Below are 12,505 nucleotides of genomic sequence, written 5' to 3' on the forward strand. Positions count from 1 at the left end.
CGTGGACAACATGCGGGAGAGGTTCGTCTCCGTTACTTCGCGCGCGCTCGACGAGGATCCCCGGCTGGCACTCGTGCTCGCCGAGATCACCATGGACGGGTTCCGGCCCGGCCAGCAGCGCCATCCGGAGCGGGTGATCAACGTCGGGATCCGGGAGCAACTGCTGATCGGGGTCGGCGGCGGGCTGGCCCTGACCGGGCTGCGCCCGATCGTGCACACCTTCGCCAGCTTCCTGGTGGAGCGGCCGTTCGAGCAGGTCAAGCTGGACTTCGGGCACCAGGGCACGGGCGGGGTCCTGGTCAGCGCGAGCGCCAGCTACGACTGGCCGGCCGGCGGGCTCACGCACATGGCGCCGGGTGACGTGGCGCTGATGGACACCCTCGACGGCTGGACGGTCCACGTGCCCGGGCATCCGGACGAGGCCGAGGCGCTGCTGCGCCACGCCTACGCCGCCGGGGACGACAAGGTCTACGTACGCCTCTCGCAGCAGTCGAACGCCGCCCCGCGCCCGGTGGACGGCGCGGGCTTCCTGACCGTACGGGAAGGAGGGCCCGGCGCCGCTGTCGTCGTCGCCGTCGGCCCGCTGCTGGACAACGTGCTCGCCGCGACGGAGGGGCTGGACGTGACCGTGCTGTACGCCACCACCGTGCGGCCCTTCGACGACGCGGCCCTGCGCGAGGCCGTCGGCCGGGGCACGGCCGACGTCGTCCTCGTCGAGCCGTACCTGGCCTCCACCTCCACGGCGGCCGCGGCCCAGGCCCTGACGGAGGTCCCGCACCGGATCCTCGGCCTCGGCGTCGGCCGCGCCGAGCTCCGCCGCTACGGCGCGATCGAGGAGCACACCGCCGCGCACGGCCTCGACCCGCACTCCCTCCGCGAGCGGATCGGCGCCTTCGTCGAGCCGCGCTAGGCCGGGGCGTCCAGTTCAGGGTGGGCCGCAGCCAGGCGCTTGGGGGCCGCCTGGAGCCAGGAGTCGATCAGGATCGCGCGCAGCTCTGCGGCGCCCTCCAGCGCCGCCAGCCGGACCCGGAGCCAGGCGTAGTTGTCGTCGTGGCCCTCCCGGATGAAGAACTTCTCCGGCTCGGCGGCGATCAGCTCCGCGCGGTCCTCCTTCGGGCACTTCACCCCGATCGAGGCGTCGTCCTCGCCGAGCGCGGCGAATATCTTCCCGCCCACCCGGAACGTGGGCATGCCCCACGCGAGTTTCTCGCTGCTGTCGGGCAGCGACAGCGCGGTCATACGGACGTCCTCGGCGGTCACGGTCATCGCGCGACTCCTCTCCCCACCACCGGTCGGGCTGATGTCGTCGACCGTAGCGGCCGGCACTGACAACCGCCCCCGGACGGCGGGGCTCAGCCGGTGCGGAGGGTGTCTTCGCGGGCGTGGATGATCTCCAGCAGGTCCGCCGCCAGGGATTTGGCCGTGGCCAGGCCCTTCAGGCCCCAGCGGCGGGGTTCCACGTCGACCGCGCAGACCGTGCCCAGGACCGCCCCCGTCCGGTCGATCAGCGGCGCGCCCACGTACGACCGGACCCCGCTCTCGTCCACCACCGCGTTGCCCGCGAAGCGGGCGAAGTCCCGTACGTCCTCCAGCACCAGCGCCCGGCGCCGCACCACCACGTGCGGGCAGTACCCGTGGTCCCGCGGCAGCACCCTCGCCGGATACCCGCTCGCCGGGGCGTCCGGCGCGTGGTGCAGCCCGGCGAAGAACTGCCGTTCCTCACCGACGAAGTTGACCCCCGCGTACGGGGCCGCCAGTACCTCGGCGATCTGCCGGGCGAAGGCGTCGAGCTCCGTGTCCGCCCGCTCCCCCAGGCCCAGTTCCCGCAGCCGGACGGCGCGCGCGGGCGCCTCCCGGTCCACCGGCGTGAGCAGCAGGTGTCCGGTCGACTCGTAGTACGTCACAGCGGTTTCCCCCCATCCCCATCCCATGACTTCGCTGACTTCGCTGACTTGTCCGTCGCCGCCGTGAAGAGCAAGTGGTGGACCAGGGCGGCCAGCGCCCCCGTCCCCGAGCTGGTGAGCCGCGCGTCGCACCGTACGACGGGCACCTCCGGCCCGAGCCCCACCGCCTCGCGCACCTCGTCGGCGGTGTAGCGGTGGCCCTCGTCGAACTCGTTGACGGCGACGATGAACCCGATGCCGCGCCGCTCGAAGAAGTCCACGGCCGGGAAGCAGTCGTCGAGCCGGCGCGTGTCCGCGAGCACCACCGCGCCGAGCGCGCCCGCGCACAGCTCCTCCCACAGGAACCAGAAGCGCTGCTGCCCCGGCGTGCCGAAGAGGTACAGGACGTGCCGTTCGTCCAGGGTGATCCGGCCGAAGTCGAGCGCGACGGTCGTCGACGTCTTCGCCTCGACCCCGTCGAGCGGGTCGGGTCCCTCGCTCAGCCCGCTGAGCAGCTCCTCCGTGCGCAGCGGCTCGATTTCGCTCACGGCGCCCACGAAGGTCGTCTTGCCCGCCCCGAACCCACCCGCGACCAGGATCTTCAGCGTCGCCGGCAGGGCGGGGGCGAGGCGGGTGTCACAGTCGTCGGCGTAGGCCATCGAGCACCGCCCGGAGCAGGTTCTGGTCGTCGGCGGCGACGTATCCGCCGCCCGGGAACCGCGGCGCCTGCGCCGTGACGGCCCCGTATTCCATCAGGTCGGACAGCAGCACCTTCACCACCACCGCCGGCAGCCGCAGCTGTCCGGCCACCTCGGCGACGGTGACGGCCGCGGAGCCGGCGCACAGGCGCAGCGCCAGCGTGTGCTCCGCGCCGAGCGGGCCGCGCGGCCGCACCCCCGTCGCGGTCACCAGGGACAGCAGGTCGAGCGCGGCGGCCGGGCGGGTCCGCCCGCCACTGGCGGTGTACGGGCGCATCACCCGGCCCGCCGAATCGTCGAGCCAGGGCGTGTCCCGCGCAGCTCCCATGCCGTACGTGGCGCGGGCGCGCATCACTCGGGGTCGCCGACGGGCCGCCGCGGCGGGGCCGCCAGGTACGGTCGGACGCTCTTGACCAGCATCGCCATCTCGTAGCCGAGTACGCCCGCGTCGGCCTCCCGGTCGGCCAGGACGGCGAGGCAGGTGCCCGCCCCGGCGGCCGACACGAACACGAGCGCGGTGTCGAGTTCGACCACCACCTGCCGGACCTCCGCGCCGTCCCCGAAGCGGGATCCGGCGCTCCGCCCGAGCGAGTAGAGCCCGGATGCCAGGGCCGCCAGGTGGTCGGCGCTGTCGTTGTCGAGGCCGTGGACGCACGTGACGAGGCCGTCGGCGGTGAGGAGGACCGCGCTGCGCGTGTAGGGGACCCGCTGGACCAGGCCGCTGAGCAGCCAGTCGAGGTCCGAGAGCCGGCTGGTCTTGGTCGCCGCTTCGCCGCCCATGGTGGTGCGCTCCTTGCTGAGGTGAGAGGTCGGGGTCATGGCTGGTTCTCCGACTGGGCGAGGCCGAAGCCCCGTTGGAAGGCGGCCATCAGGCCCGGGTCGTGCACGGGTTGTTCGGGTGTGCCGGCCGGCCGCGGGGCGGGGGCGTCCCGCAGCTGCGGGGCGAGGTGGTGCTGGGCCCGGCGGCGGGGCAGGGGCGGCCGGTCGGGATCCGTCCGGGCGGCCGGTACGGAGACCACCGCCATGGTCGGCGGGGTCATGTCCAGCCCCAGGTCGAGGCCCAGGTCCAGGGTCGTCTCGACGGCCGGCGTCTCCTCCGGACCCCGGCGGTCCGTCTCGGGCCACGCCGGCCACGGCCGCGGACGCGTCTGCGGGCGCGGCGCGGGCGCCGCCGCCCAGGTCGGTGCCGCCGGCTCCGGCTCCCGTCGAAGCAGCGGTTCCGGGTGCTGCTCCGGCTTCGGCTGAGGCTGTGGCTGTGGCTGTGGCTTCGGCTGAGGCTTCGGTACCGCCACCCGTACGGGCTCCAGCGGAGGCATGCCGGCGCCCCCGTCCCCGGTCCCCCACGACGTGGCCCGGGAGCCCCCGAGCGCATCGGCGGCGCTCGGCGCCTCCGCCCCCAGCAGCTCCTGCGGCAGCACCAGCACCGCGAGCACGCCGCCGTAGATGTTGGACTTGAGCTCGACGGCGATCCCGTGCCGCCGGGCCAGCGCCGACACCACGAACAGGCCGATCCGCCCGTCCGCCAGCAGGTGCCGGACGCTGATCTGGTCGGGATCGACGAGCAGGGCGTTCATCCGGTGCTGCTCCGCGGCCGGCATGCCCAGCCCGCGGTCCTCCACCTCGACGGCGATGCCCGCGGTGACCCGCTCGGCGCGCACCACCACGTCGGTGTCGGGGGCGGAGAACACCGTGGCGTTCTCGACCAGTTCGGCCAGCAGGTGCACGACGTCGGCGACGGCGTGGCCGCGTACGGTGCCGCCCGCCGGGGGCACCACCTTGACCCGCGTGTACTGCTCGACCTCCGCGACGGAGGAGCGCAGCACCTCGCTCAGGTCGATGGGCCGGGTCCACTGGCGCCGGGAGGCGGCGCCGCCGAGCACGGCCAGGTTCTCGGCGTGGCGGCGGATCCGGGTGGCGAGGTGGTCGACGTGGAAGAGCTCCTTGAGGAGGTCGGGGTCCTCGACGGTGTCCTCCAACTCGTCGAGCAGCGAGATCTCCCGGTGCACGAGGGACTGGAGCCGGCGCGCGAGGTTGACGAAGACCTCGACCTTGCGGTCGCTGTCGGACGGTGCCGCCGGGCCGGCCAGCCGTACGAGGGTCGTGTGCGCGTGTTCGCGGGCGCCGCGCAGCTCCTGGGAGAGCAGCCAGAACTCGTCCACCCGGGCCGGGTCGGTGCCGGGCGGCGGGGCCGTCGGTCCGCCGCGGACCGGGCGGACCGGCGGCTCACCCCGTTCCAGCCGCTCGGCGGCGGTCCGCAGCTCCTGGCGTCCGCGCACGCTGGAGCGGCGCAGGGCCTCGCAGCGGTCCCGGACGGCCTTGGCGGAGCGCTGGGCTCCGAGCAGGGCGGCGGCCAGCGCTCCGAGGGCGAGCAGCGCGCAGCCCGCCAGGACCGGCCAGAGCCGGGCGTCCCGCTCCCCCGCGCCCCCGCCGAGCTGCAACGTGAAGATCACCGCGGCGGCGCCGCTCAGCCCGGCGGCGAGCGTGGGCAGCAGGGCGGCGCGGACCAGCTGGGGCCGTATCTGCCGGCCGGGACCGGTGACGGCGTGTCTCGACGGGGCGTGGCGGGCGGCGCGGAGTCCGGACATCGGCGTCCTCTACGTGGGGCCCGGGCCCCCAGGGTTCCGGGGCCCGGTGTGGATCACGGTGTTGATCACCGGATACCCACGCTAGACCGCACGATCCCGCCCCTGACAGCCAGTTGGGGAACTTCGCCGGGGTGCTTCCCGCTCCCGATGGAGCGCTCGTACGACAGCCCGAATCCGCCGGGGGCGCACGTTCGCGAGGACCGTACGGGACGCGCACCCCCCGGCCCCGGAAGCACCCCCTACGAGCCGACGGCCTCCGGTTCCTCGTGCGCCGCGGCCGGGGGCCGGTTGGTCGCGACCGGGCGGGACGGCGCCGCCGGGACGGGCGGGGCCGAGGCCACGAAGGGGCGCCACCACGGCTCGCTCGGGGCGCCCGCGTCGCCCGGCTCGAACGGCTGGCCCGGGATCGGCAGGGCGATCGCCGCTCCGGTGGCCTCGGAGGCGGCCACGGTGCCCTCGCCCGGCTCGTCCCACGGGTGCAGCGCCAGGTTGAAGGTGCCCCAGTGGATCGGCAGCATCGTGCCGTGCGGGATCCCGCCCTGGAGGTCGAGGTGGGCCTGCATGCCCTCCTCGGGGGTCATGTGGATGTCGGGCCAGTACTCCGAGTACGCACCGATCTGGATCATCGTGGCGTCGAAGGGGCCGTGCGCGGCGCCGATCTCCGCGAACCCGGGGAAGTACCCCGTGTCGCCGCTGTGGAAGATCCGGTGCTCGTCGCCCGCGACCACCCACGAGGCCCACAGGGTGTTCTGCTGGTTGCGCAGGCCGCGCCCGCAGAAGTGCCGCGCGGGGGTCGCCGTCAGCGAGAGCCCCGCGATCTCGGTGGCCTCGTTCCAGTCGAGCTCGCGCAGCCGGTCCGGGGACACGCCCCAGCGCTCCAGGTGGGCGCCGACGCCGAGCGGCACGGCGAAGACCGTGTCCGTCCCGGCCAGCTCCTTGATGGTCGGCAGGTCGAGGTGATCGTAGTGGTCGTGCGAGATCACCACGGCGTCGACCGGCCCCAGCGAGGCCAGCGGTACGGGGACGGGGTGCAGCCGCTTGGGACCGGCGAACGGGAACGGAGAACAGCGCTCACCCCACACGGGGTCGAACAGCACCCGCCGCCCGTCGATCTCCGCGAGCACGCCCGAGTGCCCCATCCAGGTCAGGCGCAACCCGCTGACCGGCGGTTTCGCCAGCTCGGCGAGGGTCGTCGGATACACCGGGATCGGCGCGCCCGGGTTGCGCCGGGTGCGCTGCTCCTTGTGGAAGTAGATCTTGGCGAACTCCATCATGGAGCCGGAGGGCCTGGTCCGGGCCCCGACCGGGTTCTGGAAGACGCCGTCGGCGAAGTTCGGCGAGCGCCGGATCCGCTCCAGGCGGGCGCCGGACGGATCCGCGCCGAAGGCTTCGGGCCGCAGGGCGCGCAGCCGAGGACGCAGGGGACGGGAGCCGGTCAAAGCGCCTCCTGGGAGGGTGGGGCGGATGGTCGTGAGGCCGTACGGAATACCGGTCTACCACCTTGCCAACGCGCACCGGCCCCGAAGGATTCCGCCGCGCGCCTCCGTTCTCGCGCCCTCCCCTCCCGTCCCCTCCCGCCCCTTCCCCTTCCCCCCTCGCGTCCGTCCCGCCGCGCTACAGCGGCAGCAGGTCCGGACGCTTCGCCTCCACGTGGTCCCCGGAGGACTCGCCGCGCAGCCGCCGCCCGATCCAGGGCACCAGATACTCCCGCGCCCACTGGATGTTGTCCCGGGTCACGTCCACCGAGCCGCGCGGCTGCTGCGGCGGCCACGGCTGGTCGGGATCGGCCGGCACCTCCAGCCCCAGCACCTGGGCGGCGCGCAGCGCGACCCGGGTGTGCCCCTCGGGCGACAGGTGCAGCCGGTCGTCGTCCCAAGCCCGCCGGTCCTGAACGGACTTCAGGGACCAGAGGTCGAGCACCGGGCAGTCGTAGCGGTCCGCGATGGCGCGCACGTGCGCGTTGTACGTCGCGATCTTGCCCCGCAGGTGCTTGAGGACCGGAACGCCCCGGGTGTCGAAGCCCGTGGTGATCATGACCTGGCCGACGGCCCCGGTGAGGTCGGCGACCGCCGCCTCGAACCGCTCCGCCGCGTCGTCCGGGTCGCTGCCGGGCCGGATGATGTCGTTTCCGCCCGCGCAGAAGCTCACCAGGTCCGGTGCGAGCTCCTTGGCCCGGGGGACCTGTTCGGCCACGACCTGGTCGAGGAGGCGCCCCCGCACGGCCAGGTTCGCGTACCGGAATTCGTTTTCCTCGCGCCGATCGGCCAGGAGTACGGCCAGCCGGTCCGCCCAGCCGAGAAAGGTCCCCCCGGGCCCCGGGTCCCCCACACCCTCGGTGAAGCTGTCCCCGATCGCCGCGTACGAGCCGATGGTCTTGAGTGTCGTCTTCGTCGCTGCCACGAGAACACATCCTTCACCCCGGCGCGTGACCTACGCCACCGTAGGCAGGGGTTGACGGGCCGTGATCTATACCACCCGGTCGGTACGGAATAACAGCGCGTGAGGCCGGGACCCCCCTCGGGTCCCGGCCTCACGGGTCCGGCTGCCTCTCCGACGGCGGGAGCCGTCAGATGCTCACGCCCTTCGAGCGGAGGTAGGCCAGCGGGTCGATGTCCGAGCCGTAGGACGGCCCGGTGCGGATCTCGAAGTGCAGGTGCGGCCCGGTCGAGTTGCCGGTGGAGCCGGAGAGGCCGATGGTCTGGCCGCCGGTCACGCTCTGGCCGACCGAGACGGACAGCTGGGACAGGTGGCCGTACTGGGAGTACTTGCCGTCCGCGTGCCGGATGACGACCTCGTTGCCGTACGCGCCGCCCCAGCCGGCGGAGACCACGGTGCCCGCGCCGACGGCGCGGACGGTGGTGCCGGAGCTCGCGATGAAGTCGACACCGGTGTGGTAGCCGCTGGACCACATGGCACCGGGGGTCTTGTACTGGGTGGAGATCCCGCCACCGCCGACGGGGGCGACGAAGCCGGCGGCGCTGACCGTACCGGCGGCGGACTTGGCGGTGGCGGCCTTCTTGGCGGGCGCGGCGGGCGCGGCGGCGGGGGCCGGCGCGGCGTCCGCGGAGCCCTTGGCGTCCGAGGCCGAGTCCGCACCCGAGTCCGCACCCGAGTCCGAGGACTTCTTCGCCGGGGCCGGGGCCGCCTTCCGCGCGGGAGCCGGGGCCGCCTCACCCTTCGCGCCGAGGGTCAGCTTCAGCCCGGGGTGGATCAGCGAGGGGTCGGCGCCGACGGCCTCGCGGTTGTCGGCGTACAGCTGCTGCCAGCCGCCCGAGAGGTGGCGGTCCTGGGCGATCTTGGAGAGGTAGTCACCCGGCACGACCGTGTAGACGGCCGAAGTGGCCGGCGAGCCCTGCTCGGCAGCGGCGGGCGCGGCCTGGAGCGCCGCCGGAAGCTGCGCCGCCTGCACGGGAGCCGCCGCGGGAGCGGCGGCCGGGGCGCCTGCCGCGTGGGCGCCGGCCGCGCCCAGCAGCGGCAGCGCGAGGGCCGCACCGCCGGTGCCCGCGACGGCGAAGCCGCGCGCCATGGAACGGGACTTGGGACGTCGGTGCTTACCCTTTGCAGGCATGGCGAATTCCTCTCCGTCGCCTGCGAGGTGAGCTGTCGGGTTCGGACTGGAGATGTCCGGCCGCACATGAACAGAACATGGACGGCTTCACCCCGAGCTGCCCCGATGCGAATGATCGGGAACAGCGGCTTACCTGGTTCCCCCGCTCCTGCCGCGCGCGTGAATAGTCGGGTGCGGTTTCCGGACGGCGGCAGGATTCGGCGGTCCATCCGGATCGATCGCGAAGGTAATCGAGTTGAGCCGCACCGAACAAGCCACGAATTTCCTGACGGATTCGCAGAAGCGGGAATCCGCCGGAATTCCGGTCACCCTCCGTCCATTCCCCGGCGCCAACAACCGCCCCGGCCGGGCCATTCGGCTTTGACGATCAGGCACTCACGGTCACCGTATGATCTGGCTCACGGGGCCGCGCCCGATCTCGCCTCCGGTGATGGCAAGTTGGCCCCAAGTAGTGTAATTCGGACAGAACACGACGATGCGGAGGAGTTCCCGTGACCCAGCAGATACCCCGGCCCCCGCGGACGGAGCCCGTACCGGAGCCCGAGCTCGCGGGAGTGCGCAACTTCCGTGACGTGGGCGGCCTCCCGACCACCGACGGGCGGAGGGTCAAGCCGGGAAAACTGTTCCGTAGCGGACATCTGGCACATGCCACCGAAACCGATGCAGAATTCCTCGCATCGCTCGGCCTGCACACCATCTTCGACTTCCGCAACAACGCCGACCACGCCCTGGAGGGGGCCGACGTCGAGCTCCCCGGCGTACGGAACGTCAACATCCCGCTGTCGGATCCGGCCGACGGCAGGGAGTTCTGGAAGATGGTCCGCGACGGCGACGTCGAACAGCTCCGCGGGCTCCTCGGTGACGGAAAGGCCGCCGCCCGGATGGCCGACTCGTACCGCACGATGATCGAGAAGCGCACCCCCGAGCACAGCCGGGTCCTGCACGCCCTCGCCGAGGACAGCGTTCCGGCGCTCATGCACTGCGCGGCCGGCAAGGACCGGGCCGGTCTGTCGATCGCCGTCACCCTGCTCGCGCTGGGCGTCGAGCGCGAGGCGATCGTGGCGGACTACCTGGAGTCCAACGCCCCGCACCGCCGCTATCGCGTGCGCCGCGGCAGCGATGCGCCCGAGGCCCGCTCCCCCGAGGTGATGGAGCTGCTCTCGCCGCTCTTCGACGCCCGCGCCGAGTACCTGACGGCCGCCTTCGACAGCATCGACGGGCACTGGGGCGGGGTCGACCGGTACCTCGCCGAGGGCCTCGGACTCACGCCCGAGACCCTCGGCCTGCTGCGGGACCGGCTGCTCGACTGACAGCCCGCCCCATCCGTGGAGCAGACCGCCGGCCGCGTCCGTGGAGCAGACCGTCAGCCGCCGCCGACGGCCTGCTTCACCAGCGTCCTGCCGAAGTCCCACATCAGGGCGCCCCCGCCGTGCGCCTCATCCATGACCTCGCGGAAGGCCCCGACGAACCGGTCGACGTCCCCCTCGTCCACGATCAGCGGCGGGATGAGCTTGATGACCTCCAGGTGGTCGCCCGACACCTGCGTCAGGATCCGGTGCTTCTGCAGCAGCGGCACCACGACCATCTGCGCGAAGAGCCCCTTGCGGGCCGCCTGGAGCATCGCCCAACGGCTGCGCAGCCCGAGCGACGACGGCCGCCCGAACTCGATCCCGATCATCAGGCCGCGCCCGCGCACCTCGTGGAGCAGCTCGTACTCGTCCACGAGCGCGGCCAGCCGCCCGCGCAGCAGGTCGCCCATCGCGCGCGCGTTGGCGACCACCGACTCGTCCTCCATGACGGAGAGCACCGCCAGCCCGGCCGCCATCGCCTGCGCGTTGGAGCCGAAGCTGGCGGAGTGCACCAGCACCCGGTCCATGGACGAGTAGACGCGTTTGAAGATCCAGTCCTTGCCCAGGGTCGCGCCCACCGGCACGTAGCCGCCCGAAAGGGCCTTGGCCACGCACACCAGGTCCGGCTCCACACCCGGCTCGTGCTGGTACGCGTAGAAATCGCCGGTCCGGCCGAGGCCCGTCTGCACCTCGTCCGCGATCAGCAGCGCCTTGTGCCGGTGCAGCAGCTCCTGCGCCGCGCGCAGGAATCCGGGCGGGGCCGCGAGCACGCCCTTGCCCTGGACCGGTTCGACGACGAAGGCGGCGACGTCGCCCCGCTTCAGCTCCCGCTCCAGGGCGGCCAGGTCCCCGAGCGGGATCTTCGTATCGGGCAGCAGCGGCGCGAAGCCGTCCCGGAAGCCGCCCTCCCCGTTGACCGACAGCGAGCCCGTGGTCAGCCCGTGGAAGGCGTGGTCGCAGTAGAGGATCCTCGTCCGCCCCGTGGCGTACCGGGCGAACTTCAGGGCCGTCTCCACCGCCTCGGTGCCGCTGTTGCCGAAGAAGACCCGGTCCAGGTGCGGGCTGTACGAGAGCAGCTTCTCCGCCAGCAGCCCGGGCAGCGGCTGGCAGTCGAAGCGGGTCAGATCGGCGAGCTGCGCGTCCAGGACGTCGTGCAGGGCCCGGCGGACCACCGGGTGGTGCCGGCCCAGGCCCATCACCCCGAACCCGGCCAGCATGTCCAGGTAGTCGTTGCCCTCGGCGTCCCAGAAGTGCGCGCCCTCGGCCCGTACGTAGACCTTGTCGAAGCCGATCGTGTGCAGCATCCGGGGCAGCTGGTGGTTGAGGTGGCGCGCGTGGAGCTCGTACCGTTCCCCGCCCCGCTCGTCCAGCAGGGCGCGGAGGTCGAAACCGGTCACGGCTTCTCCCGGTTCCCCGAGACCGTCTCGCGGGCGGCGCGCAGGGATTCCTTGAGGGAGCCCATGGTGGCGAGGACGGCGGTGGGCTCGTAGCCGCAGTGCGCCATGCAGTTCGCGCAGCGCGGGTCCTTCCCGCGGCCGTACTTGCTCCAGTCGGTTTCCTCGATCAGTTCCCGGTACGTGGGCACGTACCCGTCGCTCATCAGATAGCAGGGGCGCTGCCAGCCGAAGAGGGAGTAATTCGGAATGGCCCAGGCGGTGCAGGGGAAATCCGCCTTGCCCTCCAGGAAGTCCAGGAAGAGCGGGGAGTGGTTGAGCCGCCAGCGCCGCCGGTTTCCGCCCGCGAAGGCCTTCTTGAACAGGTCCCGGGTCTGCTCGACGCCCAGGAAGTGCTCCTGGTCGGGTGCCTTTTCGTAGGCGTAGGCGGGCGAGATCATCATTTCGTCGACCTTGAGGTCGTCATTGAGGTAGTTGAGCACCTCGATGATCGTCTGCGGGGTGTCGGTGTTGAAGAAGGTGGAGTTGGTGGTGACCCGGAACCCGCGCCTCTTCGCCTCCTTGATGGCGGCGACCGCCTCGTCGAAGACGCCTTCCTTGGCCACCGACTCGTCGTGGCGTTCGCGCAGTCCGTCGATGTGCACCGCGAAGGCGAAGTACGGGGACGGGGTGAACTTCTCGATCTTCTTGCGCAGCAGCATCGCGTTGGTGCACAGGAACACGTACTTCCGCTTTGCCACCAGCTGCCGGACGATCTCGTCGATCTGCGGGTGCATCAGGGGCTCGCCGCCCGCGATGGACACCATCGGCGCGCCGGATTCCAGGACGGCGCCGACCGCCTGGGCCACCGGCATGCGCTGCTTGAGCACGCCCGCCGGGTGCTGGATCTTCCCGCACCCCTCGCACGCCAGATTGCAGGCGTAGAGCGGTTCCAGCTCGACGATCAGCGGGAACTTCTCACGCTTGCGGAGCTTCTGTTCGAGCAGATACGTCCCGACCCTGATGGACTGTCGCAGCGGCATGGCCAT

Annotated in this window: 13 protein-coding genes and 1 riboswitch; of the genes, 2 read left to right on the forward strand and 11 right to left on the reverse strand. The window is 72.6% G+C overall.

Annotation, left to right across the window (positions count from 1 at the left end):
- Position 1 precedes the first annotated feature (1 nt).
- On the forward strand, positions 2–910 hold the full coding sequence (locus tag IF02_RS0122705) for a transketolase family protein (protein WP_030159752.1): 909 nt from the start codon (positions 2–4) through the stop codon (positions 908–910).
- Here IF02_RS0122705 and IF02_RS0122710 read toward each other — a convergent pair.
- The 9 genes from IF02_RS0122710 to IF02_RS0122750 form a co-directional block, all read right to left on the reverse strand.
- Positions 907–1,266 carry an MmcQ/YjbR family DNA-binding protein gene (locus IF02_RS0122710; RefSeq protein ID WP_030159754.1) on the reverse strand — a complete coding sequence of 120 codons (360 nt, stop codon included), beginning with the start codon at positions 1,264–1,266 and terminating at the stop codon, positions 907–909. The genes IF02_RS0122705 and IF02_RS0122710 overlap by 4 nt on opposite strands.
- Before the next feature lie 86 nt (positions 1,267–1,352).
- Positions 1,353–1,931, reverse strand: a complete 579-nt coding sequence (locus IF02_RS0122715; RefSeq protein ID WP_051696455.1) for a GAF domain-containing protein — start codon at positions 1,929–1,931, stop codon at positions 1,353–1,355.
- Positions 1,901–2,542, reverse strand: coding sequence for a GTP-binding protein (locus IF02_RS0122720; RefSeq protein ID WP_037836920.1), 642 nt, complete (start codon positions 2,540–2,542; stop codon positions 1,901–1,903). Before IF02_RS0122720 ends, IF02_RS0122715 begins: the two co-directional genes overlap by 31 nt.
- Positions 2,520–2,909 (reverse strand): DUF742 domain-containing protein, encoded by a 390-nt coding sequence (locus IF02_RS0122725; RefSeq protein ID WP_030159758.1) that lies wholly within the window; start codon positions 2,907–2,909, stop codon positions 2,520–2,522. Before IF02_RS0122725 ends, IF02_RS0122720 begins: the two co-directional genes overlap by 23 nt.
- A gap of 23 nt (positions 2,910–2,932) precedes the next feature.
- Positions 2,933–3,361: a roadblock/LC7 domain-containing protein gene (locus tag IF02_RS0122730; RefSeq protein WP_030159759.1), complete on the reverse strand. Its 429-nt coding sequence runs from the start codon at positions 3,359–3,361 to the stop codon at positions 2,933–2,935.
- Positions 3,362–3,396: 35 nt separating this feature from the next.
- Positions 3,397–5,166 (reverse strand): sensor histidine kinase, encoded by a 1,770-nt coding sequence (locus IF02_RS0122735; protein ID WP_078622258.1) that lies wholly within the window; start codon positions 5,164–5,166, stop codon positions 3,397–3,399.
- A 239-nt stretch (positions 5,167–5,405) separates the two neighbouring features.
- Entirely contained in the window at positions 5,406–6,605 is a 1,200-nt protein-coding gene (locus IF02_RS0122740) for an MBL fold metallo-hydrolase (RefSeq protein ID WP_030159761.1), read from the reverse strand.
- A gap of 175 nt (positions 6,606–6,780) precedes the next feature.
- Positions 6,781–7,566 carry an SGNH/GDSL hydrolase family protein gene (locus IF02_RS0122745; protein WP_030159762.1) on the reverse strand — a complete coding sequence of 262 codons (786 nt, stop codon included), beginning with the start codon at positions 7,564–7,566 and terminating at the stop codon, positions 6,781–6,783.
- 166 nt (positions 7,567–7,732) lie between these two features.
- On the reverse strand, positions 7,733–8,734 hold the full coding sequence (locus IF02_RS0122750; RefSeq protein WP_030159764.1) for a M23 family metallopeptidase: 1,002 nt from the start codon (positions 8,732–8,734) through the stop codon (positions 7,733–7,735).
- A 4-nt stretch (positions 8,735–8,738) separates the two neighbouring features.
- Positions 8,739–8,947: riboswitch (cyclic di-AMP (ydaO/yuaA leader) on the reverse strand.
- 278 nt (positions 8,948–9,225) lie between these two features.
- Between IF02_RS0122750 and IF02_RS0122755 the strand changes: the two genes are divergently transcribed.
- On the forward strand, positions 9,226–10,044 hold the full coding sequence (locus IF02_RS0122755; RefSeq protein ID WP_030159766.1) for a tyrosine-protein phosphatase: 819 nt from the start codon (positions 9,226–9,228) through the stop codon (positions 10,042–10,044).
- A gap of 53 nt (positions 10,045–10,097) precedes the next feature.
- Here IF02_RS0122755 and IF02_RS0122760 read toward each other — a convergent pair whose 3' ends face one another.
- Both IF02_RS0122760 and hpnH read right to left on the reverse strand, forming a co-directional pair.
- Positions 10,098–11,480, reverse strand: coding sequence for an aspartate aminotransferase family protein (locus IF02_RS0122760; protein ID WP_030159768.1), 1,383 nt, complete (start codon positions 11,478–11,480; stop codon positions 10,098–10,100).
- Positions 11,477–12,505, reverse strand: a complete 1,029-nt coding sequence (hpnH, locus tag IF02_RS0122765) for an adenosyl-hopene transferase HpnH (protein WP_030159770.1) — start codon at positions 12,503–12,505, stop codon at positions 11,477–11,479. Before hpnH ends, IF02_RS0122760 begins: the two co-directional genes overlap by 4 nt.

Origin of the sequence: Streptomyces sp. NRRL S-244 (genome assembly GCF_000717915.1) — a bacterium.
Classification (GTDB): Bacteria; Actinomycetota; Actinomycetes; order Streptomycetales; family Streptomycetaceae; genus Streptomyces.

Bases quoted from the DNA above. Each gene is read 5' to 3' on its own strand.
- IF02_RS0122710 (WP_030159754.1), bottom strand. From the start codon at position 1,266: ATGACCGTGACCGCCGAGGACGTCCGTATGACCGCGCTGTCGCTGCCC.
- IF02_RS0122715 (WP_051696455.1), bottom strand. From the start codon at position 1,931: ATGGGATGGGGATGGGGGGAAACCGCTGTGACGTACTACGAGTCGACC.
- IF02_RS0122720 (WP_037836920.1), bottom strand. From the start codon at position 2,542: ATGGCCTACGCCGACGACTGTGACACCCGCCTCGCCCCCGCCCTGCCG.
- IF02_RS0122725 (WP_030159758.1), bottom strand. From the start codon at position 2,909: ATGGGAGCTGCGCGGGACACGCCCTGGCTCGACGATTCGGCGGGCCGG.
- IF02_RS0122730 (WP_030159759.1), bottom strand. From the start codon at position 3,361: ATGGGCGGCGAAGCGGCGACCAAGACCAGCCGGCTCTCGGACCTCGAC.
- IF02_RS0122735 (WP_078622258.1), bottom strand. From the start codon at position 5,166: ATGTCCGGACTCCGCGCCGCCCGCCACGCCCCGTCGAGACACGCCGTC.
- IF02_RS0122750 (WP_030159764.1), bottom strand. From the start codon at position 8,734: ATGCCTGCAAAGGGTAAGCACCGACGTCCCAAGTCCCGTTCCATGGCG.
- hpnH (WP_030159770.1), bottom strand. From the start codon at position 12,505: ATGGCCATGCCGCTGCGACAGTCCATCAGGGTCGGGACGTATCTGCTC.